Genomic DNA, 26,805 nt, shown 5'->3' with positions numbered 1-26,805 from the left:
AGGCCCGAACGAGGGGGCGGGTTACGAAGCCGGTACCAGTTGGTACGCGTAGATCACGGGAGCATCGACGCTGCTTGCGCTGATGCTCAGCGGACCTGTCGAGGGAATCTTGATACGGGACGTTTCGCGGCTGCCATTGCATGCCGCCCCGGCCTCTGTGATCTGCGTATGGCCCGAGGAAACGTCGAAGAATGCCTTGCCGCCGCCGTCGCAGGCCACAGTCAAGGTGTAGCTACCGGCGGCGACGTTCGCGAAGCTCTTGACCAGGGGGTCGCGGTTCAGGATTTTCCCGGAGTCCTCCAGGACGACCCCGGCTGCCGAGGGCATGGTTGTCGCCTTCCACGCGGGGATGTCGGCGTTGGATACAGACCCTCCCGAGGAGCACGCCGTCATCGCGAGGGTGGCTGCGGCGATGAGCAAAAGTGCGGCGCGACGCCAAGTGGAGGGGTGAAATGCCATGATTCAACGCTACCTGCTCGAACGCCTCCCCGCCGACGCCGGAACCCGGCGAGACCCGCCAGCTACCCCCAATAGACTTGAACGGTGACTGATCCCGCAACGCCCGCCATCTTTGGGACCGCCCCCGCCACCCTCGACGCTCCGCGCAGCGACCTTCCCGAGCTGCTCACAGCGCTCGCCGACGACCTGCGGAACGTTGGCTACACCGTGGACGGCGTGGCAGCACTTCTGGGAGGGTCCGCTCACGCCGCTCTCGCCCGGGATCAGCTCATCCCTGCACTCATCGTCACCGAACCGGCTGCCTTGACCGGAGACCCGGCGACGGACCGCGCGAAAGCCGCGCTCGCCGTCGTCGTACGTTTGTGGCTTCTCGCTGTCCCGCAAACCGAAGGCGACGTCGACGCCGCCCTGCCGCGCGTCCGCACCTCGGGCCTGATTGAGCTTGGCTTGGTGGAGAAGAACGACGGCGGCGCTGTCGCTGCCAAAGTGGATTTGCGGCCGTACGGCTGGGAGGGCGACTCCGGAGCAGACAACAGTCGGAGCGGCGGCGCCGATCTGTGGGTCTCCAGCGATCTCGCCGCCCACCAGCAGCCCGGCGTGCTCCGGCACGACCACGTGCTGGGCATCGGGCAGGCATCCACCACGCTTGTCCAGACCACCATCCGGCGGCACTCGAAACGCGCCCTCGACCTCGGGACGGGCTGCGGGATCCAGACTTTCCATCTCCTGCACCACTGCGAGCACGTCACGGCCACGGATATCTCCGAACGGGCCCTCGCGTTCACCCGCTTTAATCTGATGCTCAATGCGGAGGCCCTGCACGTTGACCCTGCTGATCTCGAATCGCGGGTGAGCTTGCGGCTGGGCTCGCTCCTGGAACCCGTGGCCGGTGAGACTTTCGATCTGGTGGTGTCCAATCCGCCTTTCGTCATTACGCCGCGAAGTGCCGGCGAGCACTCTTCGGAGCAGTTCACCTATCGCGACGGCGGGCTGCCCGGCGACGACATCGTCGCCAACCTCGTCCGCACGCTGCCCGATGTCCTCGCGCCCGGCGGCACGGCGCAGATGCTCGGCAACTGGGAGATCCCTGCGGGCAGCGGCTGGAGCGAACGGCCTGCGTCGTGGCTGGCGGGGTCCGGCACGGAGGCGTGGTTCATCCAGCGGGAACAGGTGAGTCCCGAGCTGTACGCGGAGACGTGGTTGCAGGACGCCTCCGAAGGCCGCGACCGTAGGCTCTACCGTGATGCCTATGCGGCCTACCTGGAGGACTTCGCGTCCCGCAATGTGGAGGCAATTGGCTTCGGAATGATCTGGCTCCGGCGGCCGCTGGGCGAGTATCCAGGAACTGCGCAGACCCGTTTCGAAGAAATCACCTACCCCATCGAGCAACCGATCGGCCCGCACCTTGCCGCCGCCGTCGAACGCGCCGACTGGCTGGTCACCGACGAGCTCTCCGACGCCCACCTGGTAGTGGCCGAAGACGTGACCGAGGAACGCCACCAGCGGCCCGGCGCCGAACACCCAGGCGTCATCCTGTTGCGCCAAGGCGCGGGGCTGCGCCGGACGAATCTACTGAGCACCGAGCTCGCCGGCTTCGTGTCGGCATGTGACGGCGAGTTGTCCGTCCGCCAGCTGATCGGTGCCTTGGCCGCTCTGCTGGGTGGAGCGGACGACTTCGACGACGACGCATTCCGCGCACGGCTGCTTTCGGACGTGGAGAACCTTGTCCGCGACGGCTTCCTGCTTCCCGCGGCATAGGACATTTGCGCCGGCACCGGCGGATAAACTGTTCCGGTGAATGAAGACAATGGGGGACCCGCCGGGCTGGCATCCCCGAAGCGCCGGAAACGGCCCGAGAAGACGGTGGAGATCACCGACCCCAAAGCGATCCGTGCGCTTGCGCATGCCGCCCGGCTTGAGGTCATCTCGGAGCTGTATTCCACGCAGTTGAGCCGCACGGCCACGGAGCTCGCCGCGCAGACAGGGCTCACGCCGAGCGCCATGAGCTATCACTTGAGGGCCCTCCAGAAATGGGGGATTGTGACGGCTGCGGACAACGAGGGCGATGCGCGCGAACGCCGTTGGAAGGCCGCGGGTTCGGACTTCACCATCAAATCCGGCGGCAACGCTCCGAGCCCGGAGATCGCCGTCGTCGAACTCGAACTGGACGCCTTCCGGCGTCGGGCCACCGCGTTTACCCGGGCCCGGGGTGAGCGGCGCCAGCGCGGAGAGGCCGCGAACGAGGCAGCCGCCATGGTGCTGTCCAGCGATCTGCTTTACTTGACTCCGGATCAGCGGACGGATCTCAAGGCCAAATTCCAGAACCTCATCAGGTCATATGAACTCGAAGATCCCACGCGGATTCCCGAAGGAGCGGTGCGAATCGCTACGATGTGGTCGATGATTCCAGACGACCGGACGCCGTCTTCAACATAGCCCAGACTCACTGATCCTCCACACCAACTGTGCACATGAAAACGCACGATTCTGCAAAATATGGTGAACTAGGCCAATATGGGCACGAGCCCAAGCAATTCATTTTTCTGTAGGAGAACCGTGCCCAGCAAGGCAAAAACCGGCAAGAAACTCGTGATCGTGGAGTCTCCGGCCAAGAGCAAGACCATCGCCAAGTACCTGGGCGAAGGCTTCATTGTCGAGGCCTCGATCGGTCACATCCGCGACCTCCCACAGCCCTCGGACCTCCCTGCAGAACTGAAGAAGACCTCGGTGGGCAAGTTCGCCGTAGACATCGAGAACGACTTCAAACCGTATTACGTCGTGTCTCCGGACAAGAAGAAAAAAGTCGCCGAACTCAAGGCCCAGCTGAAAGATGCTGACGCGCTCTATCTCGCAACCGATGGGGACCGCGAGGGCGAGGCCATCGCGTGGCACCTCCTGGAGGTCCTGAAACCCAAGGTTCCCGTCTACCGCATGACCTTCGGTGAAATCACCAAGGAAGCCATCCACCGCGCCATGGACAACCTGCGCGACGTCGACAGCGCCCTCGTCGATGCCCAGGAAACGCGCCGCATCCTGGACCGCCTGTACGGATACGAAATCTCCCCGGTGCTGTGGCGCAAGGTTGCCCGTGGCCTGTCGGCCGGCCGAGTTCAGTCCGTGGTGACCCGCATGGTGGTCGACCGTGAACGCGAACGCATGGCCTTCAAGTCCGCATCGTACTGGGACCTGACCGGCCAGTTCGGTACCGGCTCCGCGACGTTCAAAGCGAAGCTTGCCGCCGTCGACGGCGCGAAGGTAGCCAGCGGCCGTGACTTCAACGACGACGGTGTCCTCACCTCCGCGAACGCGGTGCACCTCAACGAGGAACTCGCGACGTCGTTGGTCGCCGGACTCGAGAACGCGGACTTCCGCGTCCGTTCGGTCGACACCAAGCCCTACACGCGCCGTCCCGCGGCGCCGTTCACGACGTCGACCCTTCAGCAGGAGGCCGGACGCAAGCTGCGCTTCTCCTCCAAGAGCACCATGCAGATCGCCCAGCGCCTGTATGAAAACGGCTACATCACCTATATGCGTACGGACTCGTCCGCCTTGAGCGACGAAGCCCTCACGGCCGCACGCCGCCAGGCCGCCGAACTGTACGGTCCCGAGTACGTGCCCCAGTCTCCGCGCGTCTACGCCAACAAGGCCGCCAACGCGCAGGAAGCCCACGAAGCCATCCGCCCCGCGGGTGACTCTTTCCGCACACCGGCCCAGGTGGCCAACCACCTGACCGGCGACGCTTTCCGCCTCTACGAACTCATCTGGAAGCGCACCATTGCCTCCCAGATGGGCGACGCCAAGGGCTCCACCGCCACCATCCGCCTCGGCGCAGTGGCTAGCGATGGTCGCGACGCCGAGTTCTCGGCATCCGGAACGGTCATCACCTTCCCGGGCTTCCTCGCGGCCTACGAAGAAGGCAAGGACGAGAGCCGCGGCGACGACGATTCCGACGAAGCCCGGCGCCTGCCCAACGTGGCCAAGGACGATTCCCTCACCGCTTCGGAAATTGTTGCCGTTGGCCACGAGACCTCGCCGCCGCCGCGGTACACGGAAGCATCGTTGACGGCAGAGCTGGAAAAGCGCGGCATCGGCCGTCCGTCCACCTACGCGTCCACGATCTCCACCATCCAGGACCGCGGCTACGTCCGGAAGCAAGGGTCTGCGCTGGTTCCCAGCTGGATCGCCTTCTCCGTGATCCGCCTGCTGGAGCAGCACTTCACCGACTACGTGGACTACGAATTCACGGCGGACATGGAAGGTGACCTGGACAAGATCGCCAACGGCCAGGCCGTCGGTGCTGCTTGGCTCAAGCACTTCTACTACGGTGAAGACGCCGATCCGGGTCTCCTGAGCATCGTCAACAACCTCGGTGAAATCGATGCGCGCGAGATCAACTCGGTGCCGATCGCCGAAGGTATTACGCTGCGAGTCGGCAAGTTCGGCCCGTACCTGGAAAGCTCGATCCCCACTATCGATCCCAAGACCGGCGAGGTCGTGGAGTCGGCGCGTGCCAACGTCCCCGAGGACCTCGCACCGGACGAGCTCACTGCGGCCAAAGCCGTGGAGCTGATGGAAACGGCTGCCCCCGAGGAACGTGTCCTGGGTGCAGACCCGCACACCGGGCACACCGTGGTTGCGAAGAACGGCCGCTACGGCGCTTATGTCACCGAGATCATCCCCGAGATGACGGAAGAGCAACTGGCAAACCAGCCGGTGGAGTACTACAAAAACGGCAAACCCAAGCCGCCGAAGAAGCCCGTCAAGGCCAAGCCGCGCACAGGCTCGCTCTTCAAGTCAATGTCCGTTGACTCGGTAACGCTCGATGAAGCCATTCAACTCATGAGCCTGCCCCGCGTCCTCGGCGCGGACGCCGAAGGCAACCCCATCACGGTGCAGAACGGCCGCTTCGGGCCCTACCTGAAGAAGGGCACGGACTCGCGGTCCATTGGATCCGAGGAAGAGATCTTCACGATCACCCTGGACCAGGCACTGGAAATCTACTCCCAGCCGAAGCAGCGTGGTGCCCGTGCTGCCGTGCCGCCCCTGGCCGAGTTCGGTCCGGACCCTGTCTCGGAGAAGAACATCGTGGTGAAGGAAGGCCGTTTCGGCCCGTACATCACCGACGGCGTCACCAACATCACCGTTCCGCGCGCCACGTCCTTGGAGGAGCTGACCCGGGAGCAGGCCATCGAACTGCTTGCCGAGAAGCGCGCCAAGGGCCCGGTCAAGCGGACCACCACGACGGCCCGCAAGGCTCCCGCGAAGAGGGCTGCGGCGAAGAAGTAGTTTCGGGGGCAGCTCCGAACGGGAGCAATCCTCTGCGTGCTCGCTCGTTCCTCGCTTAGACGCACGCTGCCGGATCACTCCCGTTCGGACTGCTGGTCGGATGATTAGGGAATTCCGGGTTTCCACATAGCTCGATTGGCTGCTTCCGGGCACTCCGCTGTTCGCCGAAGCTTGTGCAGTGAACAGTTACGGAAACATTGACTCCGTCGTCCCGGTGGACCCGCTAGCGGAACTTTGGGATTACATGGAACCGGCGAAGTCCTCGGCAGCTTCTGCACCGCCAGGCGCTCAAACCGCTGTGCTTTCGGCGCGCTCAAACTCGGGAGTGCCTCCGCTTCCCGCGGGCGGGAACATGTGGCGGACGGAGGAATTGCTGTCCCAAGGACTGAACAAGCGACACATCAATGAGAACCTCCGCTCCGGCGCACTGGTGAGGGTCCGGACCGGCGTCCTGGTCCGGGGCACCTTCTGGCATGGGCTTTCGGACGATGGCCGGGAGCGCGCTCAGTTGGCGGCGTATTGCCATCGGACCCTCCGCGTTACGGCGGATGGGTTGACGTTCAGCCACACCTCCGCCGCACGACTGCACCGTTTGTTTTTGTGGAGGGCGGACCAGTTGATCCACGTCATCATTCCCTACCACGCAGCCAGTGGATCCCACGCTGCCGACGTCAGGGCCCATTCAGGCCCGCTCCTGCCCGGGCAGAGGATCGAGATTGACGGACTTCCAGTGACAGCACTCGACCGCACCGTTCTGGACTGCGCGCAGATACTTAATTATCGGCAGGGCCTGATTCTCGTGGACCACGGCTTGAGGCTCGGATGCAATCGTGAGTGGCTGGAGTCAGCGTGCGCCAATCTGGTCGGTGCCCGGGGAGTCACCGCGGTCCGAAAAGCACTGGCCTTTGCGAACCCGTTGTCCGAGTCCCCGGGGGAGACACTGACCCGGGACGCGATCGCCAGGCTCGGCTTCCCGGATCCCGTGCTCCAGCTGCGGGTCCAAACACCCCGTGGCGCCTACCGGTTCGATTTCGCGTGGCCGCACCTTCGGGCCGCGCTCGAATTCGACGGCAAGGCAAAGTATTTCGACTACAAGCCAACTGCGGAAGTGATCTTCGAAGAACGGCAAAGGGAGAAACTGCTGACTGAGCAGGGCTGGCGGATCCTGCGCATTGAGTGGAAAGGGCTCTTCGACGAACGCGGCCTGAAAGTGCGTTTGCTCAGGCTTCTTCGGGGCTGAGATCGTGGGTCCGGGCCGGGGGCTACGTTCCGGAACGCAGCCCCCGGCCCGCACCCACGATCGCGACGGCGGGCGGGCAGGCTCGACGGCGGGCGGGCGTCGGGAGGGCCGGGATCGAGGCCAGAGAGAGGCCAGCGAGAGGCCCGGGAATTGCTTCGGACAGGGGAACCGTGATCGAGTGGAATCATGACAGATCAGCCTGCACCCCCGGAATCCCTGCCTTTGAACGACCTTGAGTCCAAGCTCGCAAAGTCCGGGCAACCCGACGCGAACCCGGTGGACGTCATCCTGGCCTTCCTGAACAACGAGGTCTACATCCTGAGCACCGACAACTTGGATAAGCCTGACGCCGCCGTGGAGCCACTTGTCCTCGCCAACTCCGAGGGCCAGCCCGTACTCGCCGTTTTCAGCCACCCGAGCCGGGTGGAGTCGCACTTCCTTGAGGCCGCACCCAACGTCCTCGGCACCCACGGTTCTGCGATTCTGGACAGCATCGGTGACGAGCTGGGCCTCGTGATCAACCCCGGCAGCGAGCACGGCTTCGAGATGGGTCCGGAAGGCATCGCCAACGTCCGCCGTGACTTCACCCGCGCCGACGAAGCCGACGAAGCCGATGAAGCCGACGAAGCCGCCGACCCAACTGCCGAAGCACGCACCGACGGACCCCGGGACTAATTGACTAACCGCCGGCACGAATCGGCAGTCGAACTTGCTTCACACGCTTCGAATCGGGGAATAATGGCAGAATGCGTCTTGGCGTCCTAGACATCGGTTCCAACACCGTCCATTTGCTTTTGGTGGATGCGCATCCAGGCGCACGCCCGGTCGCGTTTGCCTCCCATAAGCGACCGCTTTCGCTGGTTCAGTTCCTGGACGCCGACGGTAACATCAACGACGCCGGACAACACGAGTTGATCGAATTCGTCCTCGAAGCGTGGGAGTTCGCAGCCCGCCACAAGGCCGAGGACCTCCTGGCTTTTTGTACTTCGGCCATCCGCGAAGCCACCAACGGCGTCGAGGTCCTTGCCCGGGTGAAGCACGAGACCACCGTGACCCTGCAGGAACTGACCGGCAGCGAAGAAGCATCCATGACGTTCTTCGCGGTCCGCCGCTGGTACGGCTGGGGCGCCGGTCCAATCCTGGACCTGGACATCGGCGGTGGCTCCTTCGAAATGGCGCTCGGCCAGGACGAGCTGCCCGAGCTCGCAGTGTCAGTACCGCTTGGCGCCAGCCGTTTGACCAGGGACTGGCTCCACAATGACCCGCCTACGGCTAAGAGCGTCAAAGAGCTGCGCAAGTACATCCGCCACACTCTCAAGCCCGTGGTGCGTGAGTTCAAGCAACTGGGCCGGGCCAACCTGGTGGCCGGAACCTCCAAGACCTTCCGTTCGCTTGCGCGCATCGCGGGCGCGGCACCGAGCGGCGCCGGCCCGTACGTCAAGCGCGAACTCCACGCCACGGACCTTGGTCTCTGGGCGCAGCGGATCTCGGCCATGACCGTCGAGGATCGGCTGTACCTTCCGGGCGTCTCGGATGCGCGGGCGGCGCAGATCCTTGCGGGTGCCCTCGTGGCCGAGGCCGCATTGGAAATGTTCGAGTTTCCCAGCATGGAGATCTGCCCTTGGGCCTTGCGCGAGGGATTGATCCTGCGCCGGCTCGACCAGCTGATCTTCGATGGCCCGCTGGCCCCGGCTCCGCATGTCGGGCTCGGAGGCGCGGTACCGGTACCACGCCAGGGCGCCAACACCGGAACGGCCGCGCCCGCGGCAGTATCTTTACCAATCCCCATCGCCGGGAGGCAGGCCAACTAACATGAGCACCGACGTCGAGCATTCCGAAGAAGACACGCCGAGGATCCCGGTGGCGCTATCCAGCGCCTCTGTCTATCCGCTCAGCGTCCATGACGCCTTTGCCGTGGCCCAGGACCTGGGGTACGACGGTGTCGAGGTGATGGTGACTAACAACGCCACCAGCCAGAACCCGGATGCCCTCATCCAGCTAAGCCATCGATACGACCAGCAGATCGTCTCCATCCACGCCCCCACCCTGCTCCTGACCCAGCAGGTTTGGGGTCCGGCGTGGAACAAGATCGAGATGTCCTGCCAGATGGCGCGCGAAGTCGGCTGCAACACCGTGGTGGTCCATCCGCCGTTCCGCTGGCAGTCGAACTACGCAGAGAACTTCGCTGCCGGTGTCCGCGAGATCGCGGCGATGTATCAGGTGCACATCGCGGTAGAGAACATGTACCCGTGGCGCGTGCGCGGCCGTGAGGCGCTCGCTTACCTTCCGCACTGGGATCCGATGGGCCAGGATTACGACGACGTCACCTGGGACTTCTCGCACGCGGCCACAGCGGGTGCCAACAGCCTTGAGGCGATCCGGGCGCTCGGGAGCAAGCTCCGCCACGTCCACCTCACGGATGGTTCGGGCTCGGGCAAGGACGAACACTTGATCCCCGGCTACGGGACCCAACAGTGCGCCGAGGCGCTGCAGTATCTTGCATCCAACGGATTCGAGGGCACCGTGGTTGCCGAGATTTCGACACGCAAGGCCAAAGCTGCCGGTGAACGCGAGGAATGGCTCGCCGAGACGCTGCGTTTTGCGCGCCAGCACTTGGGAGCCCCGCTCGTGGGAGCCTTCGAGATCTAAGCTCCTTAAACGAGAAAGCACCGGCGGTCGATACGGGAAAATGGGGGGAAACCCGTTCGACCACCGGTGCTTGTGGCGGACATCCCCATGCCCGCCTCATCACTCGCACCCTCAATGAGGTAATTACTACGTTACGGAGCGATATTGGGTGCAGCCTGCAATAATCTTGGGAACTAGCTGGGAATCCTGGGCACCTCTGGACAGTACGGCATTGGTTCTGCGGTGGCGCAGCTGAACTGGCATCATGGAGCCATGAGCAACCGAATCGCATTCCTTGGCTGTGGGTCCATGAACGAGGCCATCCTGGGCGGCCTGCTTGCCGCCGGAACGGATCCCTCGGACGTCGTCGCAACCGTACGTCGAGCAGAGCGCGCCGCCGAACTGGCTGAGCGCCACCATGTCATGACCATCGCCGGAGCCGAGGAGCCAGACAACAACAAGCTGGCTACGAAGGGCGCTTCGGTTGTCATACTTGGTGTCAAGCCTGTCGGCATTGCCGATCTCGCACGGGAAATCTCGCCCTCGCTGGCTAAGAACACCATTGTGATCAGCGTTGCCGCCGCTGTGTCCATCGCCCAGCTGGAAGCAGCCCTTCCCGCAGGTCAGCCGGTCATCCGCACCATGCCCAACACGCCCGCCAAACTCGGACGTGGGGTGGTCTCCGTTTCAGCTGGGACCAACTGCACGCCCGAGCAGCTCCAGCTGGCCAAGGACATCCTCGCCGCCGCCGGCACCGTGGTCGAGATCCCGGAGGAGCAGGTGGATGCACTGTCCGCCATCAGCGGCTCTGGCCCCGCGTACGCGTTCTACCTTGCCGAGGCCATGGCGGCCGCCGGCGTCGAGCTTGGCCTGGACCCCGAGCTCTCCCTCATGATTTCACGCGAGACTGTGGCAGGCGCGGGTTTCATGCTTGCGGAGCCGGGTGCGGACCCCACTGCGCTGCGCATCGCCGTGACCAGCCCCAATGGCACCACGGAACGTGCCATCGCGGCATTCAACGACGGCGGCATACCTGCGATCATCGCCGACGGAGCCCGCGCGGCAGCGGCCCGGGCCGCGGAGATCACGCAGCAGCTCGCCTAGTTCCAGGCGGCCGCAGCCAGAGTCAGCTACGGTCGCGCCGCGAACCGTTCCAGCAGGTCCACGTGCCCGGACACAATCAACATGTCGCGGCCGGAAACTTTCGTGTCCGGCCGGGCGTAGGTGAAGTCCTCGCCGGGGGACTTCACGCCGACAATGGTCACGCCGTACTTGGAACGGACCTTGGACTCATCCAGCGTGAAGCCCACTGTTTCCTTGGGCGGATACATTTTCACGATGGCGAAATCGTCGTCGAACTCGATGAAGTCCAGCATGCGCCCGGAGACCAGGTGTGCCGCACGGACGCCCGCGTCGGCCTCGGGGTAGATGACGTGGTTGGCGCCGATGCGGGTGAGGATCTTGCCGTGCGATGCCGTGATGGCTTTCACCCAGAGGTGTTCGATGCCCAGATCCACGAGGTTCACTGTGATCAGCACGGAGGACTCGATCGACGTTCCCACGCCCACCACGGCAGAGCTGAATTCCTGCGCGCCGAGCTGGCGGAGGGCATCGATGTTGGTGGCGTCGGCCTCGACGACGTGGGTCAGCACGGAAGCCCAGTTCTGGACGAGCGTGCGGTCCCGCTCGATGGCCAGGACTTCGCGTCCCTGCTTGACGAGCTGCTCGGCGGTGGCAGCACCGAATCGGCCCAAGCCGATCACCAGCACGGGCGCGTTGTGCGCCGGCCGGTTGGGGGCGCCTGTTGAATTAGCCAATGATCGGCCTCTCTTCCGGATAATGGAATAGCTGCCTGCGCTGGCGGAGGGCCAGGGCTGAGGCAAGGGTTATGGTGCCGATGCGGCCGGCGAACATGAGTGCGGCGAGAACGTAGACCCCCGACGGCGGCAGCTCGGCGCTGAGGTTCGTGCTAAGTCCCACAGTTGCAAAGGCCGAAATGGTTTCGAAGAGCACCCGGTCCAGGCTCGCGCCGCTGATGGCCAACAGCAGGAATGCGGATGCGCAAACCAAGGTAGCACCGGCGACGATCACCGAGATGGCTACCCGCATGGTGCCTTCGGGGATCGTGCGCCCGTAAACTTTGACGTCGTCGTCGCCCCGGGCCTCAGCGACGATGGCGAGGAACATGACCGCAATGGTGGTCACCTTGATGCCGCCCGCCGTCGACGCCGAACCACCGCCGGCGAACATGAGCGCGTCCGACAGGAGCCTTGTGGTGGAATCCATATGGCTCTGGTCAACCAGGTTGAAGCCACCGGAGCGCGTCATCACCGAGGCGAAAATGGAATGCGTGATCTTATCCCCAAAGCTCATGTTGGCGATGGTGTTGGTGTTGTCCCATTCCATCAAAGCCCAGAGGACTGCGCCGGCAACGAGGAGAATCAGGGAAACCTGGATGGTCAGCTTGGTGTGAAGGCTCCACTTCTTCCAATTGAGGCCGTGCCGTCGGAGCACCAACATGACCGGGAAGCCGAGGCTGCCAAGGAACACTCCAAGCATGAGCGGCACAAGAATCCACAGATCCGCCTCGTACGGCACGATTCCGTCGGAATGAGGTGTGAAACCGGCATTGTTGAAGGAAGAAATCGAATAGAAGACCCCGTGCCAGACGGCCTGCCAGAAGTCCTCTCCGAGTGTCAGGAACCGGGGAATCATCGCGACGGCCAGGACGGCCTCGATGGTCACGGACGTCGAGATGACGATCCGCAACAATGTACCCACTTCGCCCAAGCGTCCGGCGTTGTTCATGGCCTCCTGGGCAATGAGCTTGCCCCTCACGCCCAGCCGTTTGCTGACCATGAGCGCCAGGAGGGATGCGAGTGTCAGGGTTCCCAATCCACCCACGAAGATGCCCACGAGAATCACGAGCTGGCCGAAGAAGGTCCAGTGCGTCGCCGTCGAGACAACCGTCAAACCGGTAACACAAACGCTGGAAACAGCGGTGAACAAGGCTTGGTGGATGGGAGTGACCGAACCGTCCGCCGATGCCGCCGGCAGGGAAAGCAGACCGGTGAACAAGAGAATCGCGAAGACGTACGCCGTGAGCGCCAATCGCGCCGGCGAGGAGTTGGCGATGTTGTCGATGAAGTCGCGGATACCCGTGAATATCCACAGGCCTCCCCGCTCCGGCTGGACGGTTTGCCAGCTGGCCGGGTCTCGGGACCTCGACTGGCTCTGAGTCATGGCAGTGCTGTTCGCTTCTTGTCGATTGATTCTGCTTTCCTGAGTAGTAAACCACTAATCGCCCGCCGTAACGGGGCAGGTGCGCTCCCGCCGCTCGGGTAGCCTGTCATTGATGACTTCCTGGGCAGGCCTCCGTCCGTCCCCGCTGCCAACGACGGTGGCGTGGGATCCCGCCATGACCGCATACAATTTCGGGCCCTCGCATCCGATGGCTCCAGCCCGGCTGGAACTGACTGCCAGGCTCGCAGCGGCGCTCGGACTATTCGACTTGGAGCATGTGTCCGTCCAGGCGCCCGAGGTCGCGTCCGACGTCGAACTCCTGGCAGTGCACAGTGCCGAATATGTTGCCGCGGTGCGGCGTGCAAGCGAAGACCCGACGACGCCGGACCCGGAACGCGGGCTCGGCACCGAGGATGATCCCGCTTTTGGCGGGATGCACGAAGCCAGCGCCCGGCTTGCCGGAGGGTCGTTGCTCGCGGCCGAGGCCATTCTGTCCGGGACCGCCGTGCGGGCCGTCAACTTCGGCGGCGGCATGCATCACGCCTCCCGCGAGCGTGCCAGCGGCTTCTGCATCTATAACGACGCCGCTCTCGCCGTGCAGAGGCTGCTCGACGGCGGTGTCCGGCGGGTCGCGTACATCGACGTCGATGCCCACCACGGCGACGGCACCCAGAGCATCTTCTGGAACGACCCCAGGGTCCTGACGATTTCCCTGCACGAAAGCGGGCTCTCGTTGTTTCCCGGAACGGGATTCGCCAACGAGATCGGCGGCCAGGACGCGCTGGGCACGGCCGTCAACGTGGCGTTGCCTGCGTGGACGGGCGACGCCGGGTGGTTGCGGGCCTTCCACGCGGTGGTGCCGCAACTCGTGCAGGCCTTCGAACCGGAAGTCATCGTGAGCCAGCATGGCTGCGATTCCCACAAACTCGATCCCCTCACGCACCTCAACCTGAGTGTTGACGGCCAACGCGAGGCGGCCACCGCCGTCGCGGGCCTCGCCGCCAGGTTCTGCGAAAACCGTTGGATCGCCACCGGGGGAGGGGGCTACGACATCACGGGAGTGGTACCGCGCACGTGGAGCCACTTGATAGGCATCGTGGCCCAACATCCCGTCCAGCTGACGGCTCCGGTCCCGGAGGCTTTCCGCAGCTATGTCCGGGAAAAGTACGGGGAAACGGTACCGGAGCTCATGGGCGACGGCGTCGATACGTGGTGGCGTTCGTGGGAGGTCGGGTACGACCCCGCGGATGCCGTGGACCGCACCATCATCGCCACCCGCAAGGAGATTTTCCCGCTTTACGGACTGGATCCTTGGTTCGACTGATGCGTGTTTGCCCAGCTGGCGCAAGGCTCGGGTCAACGGCACGCGCAGAGGCGAAATAGTTGATGCCTTTTGGCGTATATGTCGCTAGGGTGGGAGGCATGGTGACTGACGACGTATTTGCCGTCATTGCTGAGGCAACCCGGCGTGACATTCTGGTTTCCCTCCGCTCTGGGGATAAGGCTGTGGGGGAACTGGTGGAGGAGCTCGCAGCGAGCCAGCCCACCATCTCAAAACACTTGAAGGTACTCCGCGAGGCGGATCTCGTCAGCATGCGCGCACAGGGGCAGAAGCGCTATTACGCGTTGAACCCGAAGCCGCTCGCCGGGGTTGCCAGCTGGCTGGAGACGTTCGACGTCGGTCCCGCGAAGCCCGCGGCCGAGCCCGCCACACCGGCCCGCAGCCCCCGCGCACGTTCGGGTGGCCAGCCGGGTGCGGTTGGTCAGCAGGGCACCCCGCGGACGCAGCCCCACGGCGAGCCGCTCGGCACCTCCCCGGCGAGCACCGACGTCGAGCGCTCGCCTGAAACCGTTCCCGCCTCGGGAGCTGTTGCCCCAGTCGCGGGTATCGACGACACCATGCCGCAGCAGATCGGCCGTACGGTTGGCCGTGCCGCCACGAAGGCTGCCGACCTCTTGGCGAACCTGCCGAACCTGCCGAACCTGCCGAAGTTCGGGCGGAAGAAGTAGCAGCAAGCCGGCATGATCCCGCCGACGCCATGATTGGCTTCTGCGGAGGCGTTTCCCGGACCTGCTGAGTGGTGAAAAGCCGAAATTGAGTACATAGAAACCATTTTTTGAGTGGTGTCGAGCGTGAATTGAGTGCTGACAAATACATCAGACGCTTTGTCGCGATGGTAAAGGTTACGAAGACACTAGGTGGCCAGCAGAAATCCATTGAGGGATTTCTAGAAAAGTCCCTCTGACCTGTTTGTCAAAAGATCTTGTCCGTGCTTGGGACATCGTCTATTCTTGCTAGTCCCATTCGTCTTTGCTATCGGGAGGTAGGAATGACGTTTTGGCATTTTCGAATTTCCAGGACCGTAAAAACCAAGTGGCGGGCTTGCATCGAAAATTCCCGTCCGGACGCTCAGGGGGAAGCATTGAAAACTCGAAAAGTCGGCACGATCGGCATTTGTGCGGCAATGGCATTGGTAGCGGCATCCGCGATGCCCGCGCAGGCAGCAGTGACGAGCGTCAGCGGCTCGCTCAGCTGCCCCGTGGGGCAGGTCGTGTGGGTACACGTCGTGACTTACTCCTACGCGCCAGCCACGTTTTACTCCGGCACCGCCAAACGCTACGCGGACACCGGCGCTATGACCATGTCTTCAACTACGGAACCAGGGCGGTGAACTGGAGAGTGGAAAGCAATGACATCCAGACGGCGACCGACTATTGCGGAAGTAACGTGACGCGCTCAAGTGAATGAATCCGATGCTGAGGTCGCACTCACACTCAGCGCAATTCCAGTCCGCGCGTCTCGCCAAATGACCACCACCGAGTATCAGTTACGTGTGGCCGAGGTCCTCAACCTTTTTGACATCGAAGCAGTGGGCGACGAAACGGGCGTGTATTACGGGGACGAGGGCGTTGCGCTGGAAGATCAGCCTCTACTCGCGGCCATTCGCATACTCATTGGGAGGCGATTCGACATCCCGGAAGCAATAATGTGAATTGGTCCCGGCCGGAGGCCCGCGTGGAGGGTCCTTCGGATCTAGTGTCGCGTTTCTGAAGAGAAACCCCGCGCTTTTCGACTGCCGCTGCCTCGCGGCCTGCCCGGTCGTAATCGGTTCGGATGGAGACTGCCGCGCGTCTGATGCGAGCATGAGCGGGATTGTACGCAGACCGCCTTTCGGCGCAGAAGTTGTAGGGAGTCACATGGATTCGAGGCTGGAAGCAGTCCGGGACACCGTCTTGGCGCGGAACCCGGGCGAGCTGGAATTTCACCAGGCCGTCACCGAGGTCTTTGAAAGCCTCGGCCCGGTGCACGACAGGCACCCGGAATTCCTGGAGGGCGCCGTCCTTGAGCGCTTGTGCGAACCGGAGCGCCAAATCATCTTCCGCGTGCCGTGGACCGACGACGCCGGACGCGTTCACGTCAACCGCGGTTTCCGCGTCGAGTTCAATTCAGCCTTGGGCCCCTACAAGGGCGGACTGCGCTTCCACCCCTCGGTCTACCTGGGCATCGTCAAGTTCCTCGGCTTCGAGCAGATCTTCAAGAATGCCCTGACGGGCATGCCCATTGGTGGCGGTAAGGGCGGTTCGGACTTTGATCCCCGCGGCCGTTCCGACGCCGAAATCATGCGCTTTTGTCAGTCCTTCATGACCGAGCTGTACCGCCACATCGGCGAATACACGGACGTTCCTGCCGGCGACATCGGCGTGGGCGGCCGCGAGATCGGCTACCTGTTCGGCCAATACAAGCGCATCACTAACCGCTACGAGTCGGGCGTGCTGACGGGTAAGGGAATGTCGTGGGGCGGCTCCCTCGTCCGTCCGGAAGCCACTGGTTTCGGCACGGTCATCTTTGCCCAGGAGATGCTCAAGACCCGGGGCCGGTCCTTCGATGGCCAACGTGTGGTGGTCTCCGGTTCGGGCAATGTGGCCATCTACGCCATCGCCAAAGCCCAGGCCCTCGGCGCCACCGTGGTGGCCTGCTCCGATTCCGCCGGGTACGTCGTGGACGAGGCCGGCATCGATGTCGCGCTGCTCCGCCAGATCAAGGAAGTCGAACGGGGGCGCCTCACTGAATACGCGGAGCGCCGCCGGGGAGCCAATTATGTGGCCGGCGGCTCGGTCTGGGACGTCAACGGCGCCGTTGCCCTGCCGTGTGCGACGCAGAACGAGCTCGACGGCGACGCTGCGGCGAAGCTCGTCAGCAACGGTCTGCTGGCAGTCGCCGAAGGCGCCAACATGCCCTCCACCCGTGAAGCCGTTGCCGTTTTCCAAGATGCGGGCATCCTGTTTGCCCCGGGCAAGGCAGCCAACGCCGGTGGTGTGGCGACGTCTGCGTTGGAGATGCAGCAGAACGCCAGCCGCGATTCCTGGTCCTTCGAATACACCGAAGCACGCCTTACGGAAATCATGGTGGGCATCCACGATCGTTGTGCCGAAACCGCGGAGGAATACGGGGCGCCCGGCAACTACGTCCTGGGCGCCAACATCGGCGGCTTCGTGAAGGTCGCCGACGCCATGCTGGCGCAAGGCCTCATCTAGGCCCCACGCACGCACGCGCGCCCCCGCGCCACCCGCGTCATCCTGCCCACCCCACCCAACTGACTCGCATTTGTTGTCGTTTTGAGGCCCCAAAACGACAACAAATGCGAGCTAGTTGGGCAGCCCGAGCTAGTGCTGTAGTAGGCGCACGTGGTCCGGGTTGAGTTCCGAGACCTTCGTGACTCCAAGCAGGGCCATGGTGCGGGCCATGTCCTTCTCCAGGATCTGGATGGTGCGGTCCACGCCGGGGCGGCCACCGGCCATGAGCCCGTAGAGGTAGGCCCGGCCGATCAGCGCGAAGTCGGCACCGAGGGCCAGGGCCGCCACGATATCCGCGCCGTTCATGATGCCTGTGTCCAGGATGATGGCGGCGTCGCTGTTGTCCGCTTTCAGCGCGGCGGCGACCTCCGGAACGAGGTGCAGCGGAATCGGTGCCCGGTCCAACTGGCGCCCGCCGTGGTTGGAGATCACGACGCCGTCCGCGCCGTGGTCCACCACCTTGCGGGCGTCTTCCACCGTCTGGATGCCCTTGACTACGAGCTTGCCCTTCCAGGTTTCGCGCAGCCAGTCGAGGTCGTCGAAGGTCAGGGTGGGATCGAACATGGAGTTGATGAGGTCGGCAACGGTGCCCGTGTAGCGCGACAGTGAGGCGAAGGTCAATGGCTCGTGCGTGAGGAAGTTGAACCACCAAGCGGGCCGGTAGGAGGCGTCCAGCACGGTCTTCACGGTGAGGGCGGGAGGAATGGTCATGCCGTTGCGGACGTCCCGCAACCGTGCGCCCGCGACGGCGGTGTCCACGGTGACCATGAGGGTGTCGTTCCCGGCCTTGGCGGCGCGCTCGATCAGTTCCAGGGAGCGGTCCCGGTCCGTCCAGAGGTACAGCTGGAACCAGTTGCGGCCGTTCGGAGCCGCTGCGGCCACGTCCTCGATGGAAGCCGTGCCCATCGTGGAGAGGGTGTAGGGAATACCAGCCGCTTCGGCCGCCTGCGAGCCCGCGTACTCACCCTCCGACTGCATCATGCGGGTGAATCCAGTAGGTGCGATGCCGAACGGAAGCCGGGATTCCTTGCCCAGGATCTCGGTCCTGAGGTCGATACTGGAGACGTCGCGCAGGATTCCCGGCCGGAACTCGATGTCCTGGAATGCCTGCCGGGCGCGGCGAAGGGTGATCTCTGCCTCCGCAGCACCATCCGTGTAGTCGAATGGTGCCTGGGGAGTTCGCCGCTTGGCCATGTCCCGAAGTTCCCAAACGGTAGACGCGCGGCGCAGTTTCGCCGCGTTGCTGAACTCGGGCTTCTTGAACTTCATCAGGGGCGCCAGGTCCGCGTATTTGGGAACGCGGCGCTTGAGTGCAGCTGGACGCCCGACGGCGGCGGGGACGTTCGCGGGCACCTCAAGGGAAGGGGCGTTGCTCGGCTGGACGGTCTGCGTCATGGTGCTGTCTCCAGTGTGCTTGTGTGGTTGGACCACACTCTATGCCATGTGGTCCAACCACATCAACTACTATTTATCCATGCGAACGCACGAGCTCGTCCTGAGTTGGATCGAAAAGCAATTGTCCGACGGGCACTTGGTGCTTGGTGGACGGCTTCCCGCTGAGCGGGCACTGGCCGAACAGCTGGAAGTCTCAAGGACGTCGGTCCGCGAAGCCATCCGGATCCTCGAGGCCATGGGCGTGGTGCGGGCCGGTGTCGGCTCCGGAAAGGATGCCGGGACCGTGGTCATCGCGGAACCGGCCGCGGCTCTCGGCTCCGCGCTCCGCCTCCATGTGGCCACGCAGCATTTGCCGGTCGCCGACATCGTGGAAACGCGGGTCCTGCTCGAATCGTGGGCGGTATCCCGCGCCAAAACTGACGCCCCCGAACTCGGGGAAGCAGCGAGGCTCCTGGACGAAATGGACGTGAGTGCCGCCGTCGACGACTTCCTCGCGCTGGACGTCGCCTTCCACCTCGCACTGGCGGAAGCCGCCGGAAATGCGGTGGTAAGCACCATCATGGGATCGCTCCGGGAAGCGATTGAGGGGTACGCCGCGGCGCTCACGGCAAACCTGCCGGATTGGGATAGCACCGCCCAGCGCCTGCGGTCCGAGCACCGCGCCATTTTGGCGGCAGTGAACGACCGCGACGGCGGCCGGGCAGCGACGCTGGTTGCCGCGCACATCGAGGGGTACTACCGTGAAGCCGGGCTGGGGCAAGCCCCTGAGGAACCCTAGGCTTTGACGGGTCCGGTGCTGCCCCTGAGCTCAATCCGCGGCGGGAAGTAGTTCGTGGGGGAGGCGGCGTCTTTGGCCTGGATCTGCTCCCGCATGCGGCGCCATGCAAGGTCCCCGAGGTCGGAGATCGGCACGGCGGCGGTGGTCAGCGGAGGCATGGTGTACCGGGCGAAGGGCATGTCGTCGAAACCGGTGAGCGACAAGTCTTCCGGTACGCGGATGCCGCGCTGGCTTAGTCCGCTCAAGAGGCCCATCGCCGCGACGTCGTTGAAGACGAGGATCCCGGTGGCACCGCACGAGGCGACGGCATCGCTTGACTCGAATCCGGCGTCGAACGTGTTGCCTCCGGGAATGAACTGCAATTCGACGTTGGGGAATTCGGCCGTGAACTTTTCGAGACCGCGAAGGCGCTGCACGTTGGACGCGCTGCGGTCCGGTCCCGTCAGATAGGCCAGTTTGCGATGGCCCAGCTCCACCAGATGGGCGGCGAGCTCCTGGATGCCTTGGCCGTAGTCCACCACGAGGCTGGGGGTCGGCACCGACTCGGTGGTCCGGTTGATGAGGACGAGCGGATAGAGCGTGGGGGCGAGTTCTTCCAGTTCCGCGTCGCTCATGCGGGGGGCGCAAAGAACGACGCCGTCGCATCGCCTCCGGGCTTCCCCGGCGAGGATCGCTTCTTCGCTGGAGACCTCGGAGGAGTCCGCGATCAATACGCGGTAGCCGTCGCGGGCCGCGGCAATACTCAGTCCGCGGAGAATGGCCTGGAACGTGGGGTTGGACAGGTCCGGCACCACGATTCCGATAGTGTCGGTTTTTCCCAGGGCCAGGCTGCGGCCTACCGGGTTCGGCTTGTACTTCAGCTCCAAGGCGGCCGCGCGCACGCGCGCGGCAATGTCCGCGTCCACGGTTGTATTTCCGTTCATGACGCGGGAAACCGTGGCGTGCGAAACACCGGCCATGGATGCCACATCTGCGATGCCCACCCGCCGGGTGTTCCTTCTGCCTGGCATGGTTTCCTTCCTGGAGCTGGGGCCGCCCTGTTCCAACGCGGCGGGGACATTTGTTCTGAGGTGAAGTTTATATTGCGTGGGGAAACGGTTTCCCTTGATGTCGTTGCATTTCAATTTGCGGGCATCCGGAGCCTGAGGTTATGGTTTGGCTATGACTAAGCGTTGGTATGCGTATTTTTCGTTGGCTCTGGAGGGGCCCGCGTCTAACTGACACGCATCCAACTTTCCTTCAGAGCCAACAGGGCAGAGATGATTCTCTGCCCTTCGCCATTTCCAGGCGGGCTCTGAGCAGGGTCCGCACCTCTTTCGGAACAGGACCCCTTTCATGACCAGCATCGCCGCAGAGCCCACCACGCATAACGTCGACGTCGAGAATGCCGCCGCCCAGCCGACGTCGAACCTGCGCGTCAGCCGCTTCGAGCCGCTCCCCACGCCGCAGGAAATCAGCGCCGAACTGCCGCTCGACGCGAGGTCCGCCACCGTCGTCGAGCGCGGGCGCGATGGAGTCCGCGCCATCATGGACGGGGTTGACGATCGCCTCCTGGTGATCGTGGGCCCGTGCTCCATCCACGATCCGAAGGCCGGCCTGGAATACGCACGCAGGCTGGTCGGCCAGGCGGAGAAGCACAAGGAAGACCTTTTGATCGTCATGCGGGCGTACTTCGAGAAGCCGCGGACCACGGTGGGCTGGAAGGGCCTCATCAACGATCCCCACCTGGACGGCAGCCATGACATCGCGGCCGGACTCCGTGCGGCGCGTGGATTCCTGCAGCAAGTCACGGCCCTCGGCTTGCCGACCGCCACTGAGTTCCTGGAACCCATCAGCCCGCAATACATGGCCGACCTCGTGGCGTGGGGCGCCATCGGTGCGCGGACCACCGAGAGCCAGATCCACCGTCAGCTCGCCTCCGGTCTGTCCATGCCGATCGGCTTCAAGAACGGGACCGACGGCGACCTCCAGGTAGCGATCGATGCCTGCGGCGCTTCTGCGGCTCCCCAGGCGTTCCTGGGGATCGACGGCGATGGGCGCGCCGCCCTGGTGGCGACTGCAGGCAACCCGGACACGCATGTGATCCTGCGCGGCGGTCGCAAGGGTCCGAACTACGCCGCCGGGCAAGTCGCGGTTGCGTCGGAGAAGCTCTCGGCGAAGGGGCTGAATCCGCGCCTGATTGTTGACGCGAGCCACGCCAACAGCGGCAAGAGCCACCATCGGCAGGCCGAAGTCGCCTTGGAGATCGGTGCGCAGTTGGAAGATGACGTGGCTTCGCCGATCGCCGGCGTCATGCTGGAGAGCTTCCTTGTCGGTGGGGCGCAGAACCTGGATGTGGAGCGGCAGTCTGCTGGCGAGCAAGAGCTGGTGTACGGCCAGAGCGTCACGGACGCCTGCATGGAATGGGACGTCACGGTGTCCGTCCTGGACCAGTTGGCGGCCTCGGCCCGCAAGCGTCGGATGGCTGCTTCCAACTAAGTGAAACCTAGTCTCCAGTTGGCCGAAAGACTTTCACTTTGGTACCAGCAGCCTCTAGAGTATCTAGCACATGGTTGTTTGATGGCTCAGCATCGGCACACCAGGTAATGAATGCTGGGGTTCGCCGCTAACCGCTGAGAGCAAAGGAATATGGAGAAATGTCCGCAGAGACTAACTTCTCGAACGCGCGTTTCATGACAGTGGCTGAAGTTGCCGAAGTCCTCCGGGTTTCCAAAATGACCGTGTACCGCCTGGTCCACTCGGGAGAATTGCCGGCCGTCCGATTTGGACGATCATTCCGGGTCCCCGAAGAAGCCGTGAGCCAGTACCTCAAGGGCGCGGTCGTCGACGGACACTCGGAGACGGCTTGAGCCATGCCTGGTTCCCGCAGGGGCCGGCGGTCATTGGGTGCCCCCGATAAGCGGTACCCTGTTAAGGAACGTTTTACGTCATTGTAAGAATCTGTCAGTTGTAAAGTCTGTTGCTCAGTTCAAGGACCTCACCCAGCAGACAGAATCTCAATCTAGTTTGGTAAGGAACTTACGTGGGTTCAGTTATTAAGAAGCGCCGCAAGCGTATGGCCAAGAAGAAGCACCGCAAACTGCTTCGTAAGACCCGCCACCAGCGTCGCAATAAGAAGTAGAGATACTTCCTACAGCGTGAATGCCCGTTGCCTCTCAAGGCGGCGGGCATTTTTGCGCTCCTCCCCGGAGACGCTCGCTCACGTATGTCGGCCAGTTCGACAACGCTCGCTCACGTATGTGGCCACCTGCCGGAACCCTCCTTCACATCATGTGCGGGATGGTTCTCGATTCTTGCGTCATATCCGAGCGAGGGTTGCCGGAAAGGCCCCTATATCCGAGCGAGGGTCGCCGGGGAGGCGGCTATAGGTGAGCGAGGGTTGCTGGGGAGGCGGCTATAAGTGAGCGAGCGTCGCCTGGGTCAGGCCCTCGGGCTGCGGAACTTGGAGAAGCCCCGCCACAAACCGTAGACGGCGCCACCGACGGTCGCGGCTTTGAGGCCGAGCGTGGCTGCCCGGCGGCCGGAGCGGAAGTCGTAAACGGGCCAGTTGTTCTCCCGCGCATGGCGGCGTAGCCCGGCGTCGGGGTTGATGCACACCGGGTGGCCCACCAAGGTGAGCAGCGGGATGTCGTTATGTGAATCGCTGTACGCCCAGCAGCGCTTCAGGTCCAGGCCTTCTTCGTCCGCTATGCGCTGCACAGCCACGGCTTTGGCTGGTCCGTGGAGGATCTCGCCCACCAGCCGGCCCGTGTAGGCGCCATCTTCGACTTCGCCGACGGTACCCAGTGCCCCGGTCAGGCCGAGTCGCGTGGAAATGACAGTGGCAACTTCGATGGGCGTCGCCGTCACGAGCCAGACCTTCCGGCCAACACGCAGGTGCTGTTCTGCCAGGGCCTTGGTGCCGGGCCAGATCCGCGACTCGATCATCTCGTCGTAGACCTCTTCGCCCAGTTCCTTGATATCGGACACCTTGATACCGGCCGCGAGGATCAGCGCGGAATCCCGGACGGAATGGACGTCCTCCATTTTTTCGCCCCGCAGGACGAACTTGAACTGCTTCCAGGCAAAACCCGCGGCTTGCGAGAGTGTGAAGGCCTTGCGTTCATACATCTTCCGGGCGACGTGGAAGAGGCTGGCACCCTTCATGAGGGTGTTGTCGACGTCGAAGAATGCGGCTTCGCCGTGTTGCTGCGTTGCAGTCGGCGCGGTGGCCACAACGGCGTTCTTCTCGACGGGCATGCCTTGAGTCTAGTCAATCGCCCGGCCCCGTGCCGTTCGCGACGGCCGTGCCGACGCTGAAGCGATACCGTTGAACCATGCCAAATCCCGACGTCGTACTCCTCACCAAGGCTGACTGCCACCTTTGCGCCGCGGCGCGTGACGCCGTCGAACGCGTGACCTCAAGCCTCGGGCTCACGTGGACGGAACAGTCGATCGACACAGACCCCGTACTCCGCGAGCGCTACGCCGAGGAGATCCCGGTGGTCTTCGTGGACGGAATTCAGCGGGATTTCTGGAAAATCGACGAGGCGCGATTGGTGCGGGTCCTGAAGAAGGCCATCGTCGCCTGAACATGCGTGCAGAGCTTTGTTGGCAATAGAGTGGGAAAACAAAGCGACGCAATGGAGAAGAACGTGACTGCGCTGGAACCGTCCGCCGAAGCTGTACCCGGGGACAAGGACTCTGCCGCGAAGCAGATACCGCCCGCGGCTGTGGCCCGGATGACGCTTTACCTGCGCGCTCTGAACTCCCTCCTGGGCGAAGGTGTGGAACGGGTTTCCTCCGAGGCGTTGGCTGAGGCGTCTGGAGTCAGTTCGTCTACGTTGCGCAAGGACCTCTCTTACGTCGGCTCCTATGGAACGCGTGGCGTGGGATACGAGGTCCAGTACCTGAGCAGGCACATCGCGGCGGCGCTTGGCCTGACACACGACTGGAAAGTGGCCATTGTGGGCGCCGGAAACCTTGGCAAAGCCTTGGCACGGTACGGCGGATTCGAGTCGCGTGGGTTCGACGTGGTGGCGATCCTCGACGCCGATCCCATGATTATCGGGAACGAAGTCGGCTGGCTGCGGGTCAGCGATGCCGCCAATCTTGAAACGGTCCTTCAGCGGACCGGCACCAACATGGTTGTCCTGGCCCTTCCCGCAGCGGTGGCACAGGATGTCTGCGACCGCGTGATCAGCGCGGGTATCCGGAGCATCCTCAGCTTTGCTCCGGTGCTGCTGCAGGTTCCGCCCTACGTGAATCTGCGGAAGGTGGACATGGCCACTGAGCTTCAGATCCTGGCGTATCACGCACAACGGGCGCAGACTCCGCGGCAGGCCCTCTAGGCCAAACCGGGTCTGCGCCCGTTGTTGGTTGTGTTCTTGGCTATAGGCCTATCGACCGTACGGCGCTGTGCTTATCGGCCGTACGGAGGCTGGCCGTAGGGGTTGGCGAACGGCTGGGCTTTCCGGAAATACGGCGCCGAGGCCGGCAAGTACAGCAGCACGATCGCGGCGATGCCCAGGAGGATGGTGATGGTGCCCATGCCGAGCTGGGTCAGCCCGAACAGGGAAATTGCGGCAAAGACCGTGCCCAGGATGCGGGCCCAGTTCTTGCCCTTGCGGACCTTGAACGCAACCAGCGCGTAGAGCCCGGCAAAGATCACCGAGAAAATAACCAGGAAGGTGATCGCAATGCTGATGAAGGTGCTCGTGTCGACGCCGGAAGCGTTGTTTCCCTGCGCCGCCAAGGCCTGATCGAACATGCTCTTGCCTGCAGGCGAGTTCAGCGTCGCGATAGTGAAGGGAATGCCGATCAAGGTCAGTACACCGGCGGCAATCATGAGCCAGAAGGAGATGTTGACCAACTGGGGGACTCCGGAGGTCGCAGCAGGCTGCTGGCTCGGCCACGTGGTGGCCCCGCCCTGCCCGTACTGCGGGACAGGAGACTGGCCGTACTGCGGCTGCTGAGGTGCCTGCTGCCCGTACTGCGGAGCCTGCTGCCCATACTGGGGCGCGGAAGGTTGGCCGTACTGCGGTGCGGAGGGTTGGCCGTAGGGAGGCTGCTGACCCTGCTGCGGTGACTGCTGCCCGTACTGAGGTGCGGAAGGCTGGCCGTACTGGGGAGCCTGCTGGCCGTATTGCGGCTGCTGGCCCTGCTGGGGTGTCTGCTGGCCGTATTTCGGCTGCTCAGGGGTGGGATTCTCGCCCGGAGTGGACGGCGGGTACGGAGGGGTGCTCATGGCATTCCTTTGCGTGTCGACTGCAGATACGGCTGCCGGGTGCAACGTGCCCTGCCCCCAGCTCGGCTTAATTCCACCGTACCCCGACGGCACAGTGCTGGTGATGATTCACAGGAAGAATTCTCGCCGAACAAGCTTCGGCGGATCCCCTGGGAATGGAGCGAGGACAAACGGAAGGCCGCGGGGTCCTCCGGGGACCGGCCGCGGCCTTCGGCTATGGGTGCTGCGTTGCCGTTATACGAAGTGCTTCCTGGACTCCGGAAGCCACATCAAGACCGCAGCAGCGACGGCTACCGCCGATCCGATGAAGTTGAGGTTAAGGGTAACCACCTGGACCAGAAGGGAAATTACCGCGAACGCTCCCAGGATGGTCAGGACAAGTCGCGCCCAGCGGGAGCCCTCTTTGAGCCGAATGGCAATGAAGATGTAGAGGGCTGCGAACACCAGGCTGAAAATCAGGCCCACAATGCCAGGCCCCACCATCATCTCGCCGAAGAGGCCGCGCATGGTGAAGATATTCAGGAAGCTGGCAACAATACCCAAAGCGGCAGCCGCAACCCACAACCAGTAGGAGATGGTCAGCTGCTGCGGCACTCCGGTGGTGTCCCGGAAGCGCTGCGCGATGTTGTTGAAGTCGAGTCCAAAAGTGTTCCTCGCCGGGGCCGCGTAGCCGAGCCCTGCCGGTGGGGCGGCGTTCGGACCCGCTGGCATGCCGTAGGCGGGTTGGCCCGGCTGCTGGTATCCGGGGGCGGGCTGCTGGTAGGAGGGAGGGGCTTGGTAAGAAGGAGGTGCTTGGTATCCCTGCGGAGGCTGGTAACCCGCAGGAGGGACATTGCCGGGCTGCGGTGGCTGGGCTCCGGGCTGCTGAGGCTGAGGAGCTTCGTTTGGGTTACTCATGGCATCACTTTAGACCTGAGGTTTAAGGATTCATAGGAAATTCTTGGCTAATTCGCCGCTAAGTATCGGCTTTTCCCC

Annotated in this window: 27 protein-coding genes; 19 read left to right on the top strand and 8 right to left on the bottom strand. The window is 63.7% G+C overall.

The genetic code is table 11. The features are described from left to right. Window positions 1-21 precede the first annotated feature (21 nt). On the bottom strand, window positions 22-459 hold the full coding sequence (locus LFT47_RS17785) for a hypothetical protein (protein ID WP_236812721.1): 438 nt from the start codon (window positions 457-459) through the stop codon (window positions 22-24). An 84-nt stretch (window positions 460-543) separates the two neighbouring features. Between LFT47_RS17785 and LFT47_RS17780 the strand changes: the two genes are divergently transcribed. The 8 genes from LFT47_RS17780 (at window position 544) to proC (ending at window position 10,717) form a co-directional block, all read left to right on the top strand. After that, on the top strand, window positions 544-2,217 hold the full coding sequence (locus LFT47_RS17780; RefSeq protein WP_236812719.1) for a DUF7059 domain-containing protein: 1,674 nt from the start codon (window positions 544-546) through the stop codon (window positions 2,215-2,217). A gap of 36 nt (window positions 2,218-2,253) precedes the next feature. Beyond that, window positions 2,254-2,895: an ArsR/SmtB family transcription factor gene (locus LFT47_RS17775; protein ID WP_236812717.1), complete on the top strand. Its 642-nt coding sequence runs from the start codon at window positions 2,254-2,256 to the stop codon at window positions 2,893-2,895. Between the two features lie 120 nt (window positions 2,896-3,015). After that, window positions 3,016-5,745: a type I DNA topoisomerase gene (topA, locus tag LFT47_RS17770; RefSeq protein WP_236812715.1), complete on the top strand. Its 2,730-nt coding sequence runs from the start codon at window positions 3,016-3,018 to the stop codon at window positions 5,743-5,745. A gap of 178 nt (window positions 5,746-5,923) precedes the next feature. Next, window positions 5,924-6,985: a hypothetical protein gene (locus tag LFT47_RS17765; RefSeq protein ID WP_236812713.1), complete on the top strand. Its 1,062-nt coding sequence runs from the start codon at window positions 5,924-5,926 to the stop codon at window positions 6,983-6,985. 186 nt (window positions 6,986-7,171) lie between these two features. After that, on the top strand, window positions 7,172-7,660 hold the full coding sequence (locus LFT47_RS17760) for an SseB family protein (protein WP_236812711.1): 489 nt from the start codon (window positions 7,172-7,174) through the stop codon (window positions 7,658-7,660). A 71-nt stretch (window positions 7,661-7,731) separates the two neighbouring features. Continuing rightward, entirely contained in the window at window positions 7,732-8,796 is a 1,065-nt protein-coding gene (locus tag LFT47_RS17755) for a Ppx/GppA phosphatase family protein (RefSeq protein WP_236812709.1), read from the top strand. 1 nt (window position 8,797) lies between these two features. After that, on the top strand, window positions 8,798-9,634 hold the full coding sequence (locus LFT47_RS17750; protein ID WP_059389509.1) for a sugar phosphate isomerase/epimerase family protein: 837 nt from the start codon (window positions 8,798-8,800) through the stop codon (window positions 9,632-9,634). Between the two features lie 252 nt (window positions 9,635-9,886). Beyond that, window positions 9,887-10,717, top strand: a complete 831-nt coding sequence (gene proC, locus LFT47_RS17745; protein ID WP_236812707.1) for a pyrroline-5-carboxylate reductase — start codon at window positions 9,887-9,889, stop codon at window positions 10,715-10,717. 26 nt (window positions 10,718-10,743) lie between these two features. Here proC and LFT47_RS17740 read toward each other — a convergent pair whose 3' ends face one another. Together LFT47_RS17740 and LFT47_RS17735 are read right to left on the bottom strand one after the other, a co-directional pair. Continuing rightward, complete coding sequence (locus LFT47_RS17740) at window positions 10,744-11,382, bottom strand: potassium channel family protein (protein WP_171983496.1); 639 nt, start codon at window positions 11,380-11,382, stop codon at window positions 10,744-10,746. A gap of 40 nt (window positions 11,383-11,422) precedes the next feature. Then, a complete protein-coding gene (locus tag LFT47_RS17735) occupies window positions 11,423-12,856 on the bottom strand; it encodes a TrkH family potassium uptake protein (protein WP_236812705.1) in 1,434 nt (477 codons plus the stop codon). 112 nt (window positions 12,857-12,968) lie between these two features. On the opposite strand from LFT47_RS17735, the gene LFT47_RS17730 reads away from it, so the two are divergent. The 5 genes from LFT47_RS17730 to gdhA all read left to right on the top strand — a co-directional run bounded on the left by LFT47_RS17730 (window position 12,969) and on the right by gdhA (window position 17,392). Further along, the gene (locus LFT47_RS17730; RefSeq protein WP_236812703.1) at window positions 12,969-14,180 is read left to right on the top strand and encodes an acetoin utilization protein AcuC; all 1,212 of its coding nucleotides are present in this window, start codon (window positions 12,969-12,971) and stop codon (window positions 14,178-14,180) included. A gap of 98 nt (window positions 14,181-14,278) precedes the next feature. Next, a complete protein-coding gene (locus LFT47_RS17725; RefSeq protein WP_236812701.1) occupies window positions 14,279-14,866 on the top strand; it encodes an ArsR/SmtB family transcription factor in 588 nt (195 codons plus the stop codon). Between the two features lie 413 nt (window positions 14,867-15,279). Beyond that, window positions 15,280-15,528: a hypothetical protein gene (locus LFT47_RS17720; RefSeq protein WP_236812699.1), complete on the top strand. Its 249-nt coding sequence runs from the start codon at window positions 15,280-15,282 to the stop codon at window positions 15,526-15,528. A 135-nt stretch (window positions 15,529-15,663) separates the two neighbouring features. Continuing rightward, a complete protein-coding gene (locus LFT47_RS17715) occupies window positions 15,664-15,849 on the top strand; it encodes a hypothetical protein (protein ID WP_236812697.1) in 186 nt (61 codons plus the stop codon). A gap of 205 nt (window positions 15,850-16,054) precedes the next feature. Then, window positions 16,055-17,392: an NADP-specific glutamate dehydrogenase gene (gene gdhA / locus LFT47_RS17710; RefSeq protein ID WP_236812695.1), complete on the top strand. Its 1,338-nt coding sequence runs from the start codon at window positions 16,055-16,057 to the stop codon at window positions 17,390-17,392. A 129-nt stretch (window positions 17,393-17,521) separates the two neighbouring features. On the opposite strand, the gene LFT47_RS17705 is transcribed toward gdhA, so the two are convergent. After that, window positions 17,522-18,826: an alpha-hydroxy acid oxidase gene (locus LFT47_RS17705; RefSeq protein WP_272909592.1), complete on the bottom strand. Its 1,305-nt coding sequence runs from the start codon at window positions 18,824-18,826 to the stop codon at window positions 17,522-17,524. A 79-nt stretch (window positions 18,827-18,905) separates the two neighbouring features. Here LFT47_RS17705 and LFT47_RS17700 point away from each other — a divergent pair, with 79 nt between their 5' ends. Next, window positions 18,906-19,604, top strand: coding sequence for a FadR/GntR family transcriptional regulator (locus LFT47_RS17700; protein WP_236812693.1), 699 nt, complete (start codon window positions 18,906-18,908; stop codon window positions 19,602-19,604). On the opposite strand, the gene LFT47_RS17695 is transcribed toward LFT47_RS17700, so the two are convergent. Next, a complete protein-coding gene (locus LFT47_RS17695) occupies window positions 19,601-20,614 on the bottom strand; it encodes a LacI family DNA-binding transcriptional regulator (RefSeq protein ID WP_236812691.1) in 1,014 nt (337 codons plus the stop codon). The genes LFT47_RS17700 and LFT47_RS17695 overlap by 4 nt on opposite strands. 325 nt (window positions 20,615-20,939) lie before the next feature. Between LFT47_RS17695 and LFT47_RS17690 the strand changes: the two genes are divergently transcribed. The 3 genes from LFT47_RS17690 (at window position 20,940) to LFT47_RS17680 (ending at window position 22,725) form a co-directional block, all read left to right on the top strand. Further along, entirely contained in the window at window positions 20,940-22,082 is a 1,143-nt protein-coding gene (locus LFT47_RS17690; RefSeq protein WP_236812689.1) for a 3-deoxy-7-phosphoheptulonate synthase, read from the top strand. Window positions 22,083-22,240: 158 nt separating this feature from the next. Continuing rightward, complete coding sequence (locus tag LFT47_RS17685) at window positions 22,241-22,453, top strand: helix-turn-helix domain-containing protein (protein WP_078107672.1); 213 nt, start codon at window positions 22,241-22,243, stop codon at window positions 22,451-22,453. A gap of 173 nt (window positions 22,454-22,626) precedes the next feature. Then, window positions 22,627-22,725: a 30S ribosomal protein bS22 gene (locus LFT47_RS17680; protein WP_003792170.1), complete on the top strand. Its 99-nt coding sequence runs from the start codon at window positions 22,627-22,629 to the stop codon at window positions 22,723-22,725. 299 nt (window positions 22,726-23,024) lie between these two features. Here LFT47_RS17680 and LFT47_RS17675 read toward each other — a convergent pair whose 3' ends face one another. After that, window positions 23,025-23,843 (bottom strand): HAD family hydrolase, encoded by an 819-nt coding sequence (locus LFT47_RS17675; RefSeq protein ID WP_236812687.1) that lies wholly within the window; start codon window positions 23,841-23,843, stop codon window positions 23,025-23,027. Window positions 23,844-23,920: 77 nt separating this feature from the next. On the opposite strand from LFT47_RS17675, the gene LFT47_RS17670 reads away from it, so the two are divergent. Both LFT47_RS17670 and LFT47_RS17665 read left to right on the top strand, forming a co-directional pair. Further along, the gene (locus LFT47_RS17670) at window positions 23,921-24,175 is read left to right on the top strand and encodes a glutaredoxin family protein (RefSeq protein WP_236812685.1); all 255 of its coding nucleotides are present in this window, start codon (window positions 23,921-23,923) and stop codon (window positions 24,173-24,175) included. Between the two features lie 51 nt (window positions 24,176-24,226). Beyond that, on the top strand, window positions 24,227-24,934 hold the full coding sequence (locus tag LFT47_RS17665) for a redox-sensing transcriptional repressor Rex (RefSeq protein ID WP_268818795.1): 708 nt from the start codon (window positions 24,227-24,229) through the stop codon (window positions 24,932-24,934). Between the two features lie 71 nt (window positions 24,935-25,005). Here LFT47_RS17665 and LFT47_RS17660 read toward each other — a convergent pair whose 3' ends face one another. Both LFT47_RS17660 and LFT47_RS17655 read right to left on the bottom strand, forming a co-directional pair. Next, entirely contained in the window at window positions 25,006-25,830 is an 825-nt protein-coding gene (locus tag LFT47_RS17660) for a hypothetical protein (protein WP_236812683.1), read from the bottom strand. A 234-nt stretch (window positions 25,831-26,064) separates the two neighbouring features. Next, window positions 26,065-26,727, bottom strand: a complete 663-nt coding sequence (locus LFT47_RS17655) for a hypothetical protein (RefSeq protein WP_236812681.1) — start codon at window positions 26,725-26,727, stop codon at window positions 26,065-26,067. Window positions 26,728-26,805: the final 78 nt, after the last annotated feature.

It is taken from the genome of Arthrobacter sp. FW306-2-2C-D06B, from assembly GCF_021789175.1.
In the GTDB taxonomy this organism is placed as follows: domain Bacteria; phylum Actinomycetota; class Actinomycetes; order Actinomycetales; family Micrococcaceae; genus Arthrobacter.
This window is presented reverse-complemented; position numbering and strand designations above follow the sequence as displayed.

Bases quoted from the DNA above. Each gene is read 5' to 3' on its own strand.
- LFT47_RS17735 (WP_236812705.1), bottom strand. From the start codon at position 12,856: ATGACTCAGAGCCAGTCGAGGTCCCGAGACCCGGCCAGCTGGCAAACC.
- proC (WP_236812707.1), top strand. From the start codon at position 9,887: ATGAGCAACCGAATCGCATTCCTTGGCTGTGGGTCCATGAACGAGGCC.
- LFT47_RS17715 (WP_236812697.1), top strand. From the start codon at position 15,664: ATGACCACCACCGAGTATCAGTTACGTGTGGCCGAGGTCCTCAACCTT.
- LFT47_RS17730 (WP_236812703.1), top strand. From the start codon at position 12,969: ATGACTTCCTGGGCAGGCCTCCGTCCGTCCCCGCTGCCAACGACGGTG.
- LFT47_RS17670 (WP_236812685.1), top strand. From the start codon at position 23,921: ATGCCAAATCCCGACGTCGTACTCCTCACCAAGGCTGACTGCCACCTT.
- LFT47_RS17785 (WP_236812721.1), bottom strand. From the start codon at position 459: ATGGCATTTCACCCCTCCACTTGGCGTCGCGCCGCACTTTTGCTCATC.
- LFT47_RS17665 (WP_268818795.1), top strand. From the start codon at position 24,227: ATGGAGAAGAACGTGACTGCGCTGGAACCGTCCGCCGAAGCTGTACCC.
- LFT47_RS17690 (WP_236812689.1), top strand. From the start codon at position 20,940: ATGACCAGCATCGCCGCAGAGCCCACCACGCATAACGTCGACGTCGAG.
- LFT47_RS17700 (WP_236812693.1), top strand. From the start codon at position 18,906: ATGCGAACGCACGAGCTCGTCCTGAGTTGGATCGAAAAGCAATTGTCC.
- LFT47_RS17760 (WP_236812711.1), top strand. From the start codon at position 7,172: ATGACAGATCAGCCTGCACCCCCGGAATCCCTGCCTTTGAACGACCTT.
- gdhA (WP_236812695.1), top strand. From the start codon at position 16,055: ATGGATTCGAGGCTGGAAGCAGTCCGGGACACCGTCTTGGCGCGGAAC.
- LFT47_RS17685 (WP_078107672.1), top strand. From the start codon at position 22,241: ATGTCCGCAGAGACTAACTTCTCGAACGCGCGTTTCATGACAGTGGCT.
- LFT47_RS17705 (WP_272909592.1), bottom strand. From the start codon at position 18,826: ATGACGCAGACCGTCCAGCCGAGCAACGCCCCTTCCCTTGAGGTGCCC.
- LFT47_RS17660 (WP_236812683.1), bottom strand. From the start codon at position 25,830: ATGAGCACCCCTCCGTACCCGCCGTCCACTCCGGGCGAGAATCCCACC.
- LFT47_RS17755 (WP_236812709.1), top strand. From the start codon at position 7,732: ATGCGTCTTGGCGTCCTAGACATCGGTTCCAACACCGTCCATTTGCTT.
- LFT47_RS17750 (WP_059389509.1), top strand. From the start codon at position 8,798: ATGAGCACCGACGTCGAGCATTCCGAAGAAGACACGCCGAGGATCCCG.
- LFT47_RS17695 (WP_236812691.1), bottom strand. From the start codon at position 20,614: ATGCCAGGCAGAAGGAACACCCGGCGGGTGGGCATCGCAGATGTGGCA.
- LFT47_RS17675 (WP_236812687.1), bottom strand. From the start codon at position 23,843: ATGCCCGTCGAGAAGAACGCCGTTGTGGCCACCGCGCCGACTGCAACG.
- LFT47_RS17655 (WP_236812681.1), bottom strand. From the start codon at position 26,727: ATGAGTAACCCAAACGAAGCTCCTCAGCCTCAGCAGCCCGGAGCCCAG.
- LFT47_RS17725 (WP_236812701.1), top strand. From the start codon at position 14,279: ATGGTGACTGACGACGTATTTGCCGTCATTGCTGAGGCAACCCGGCGT.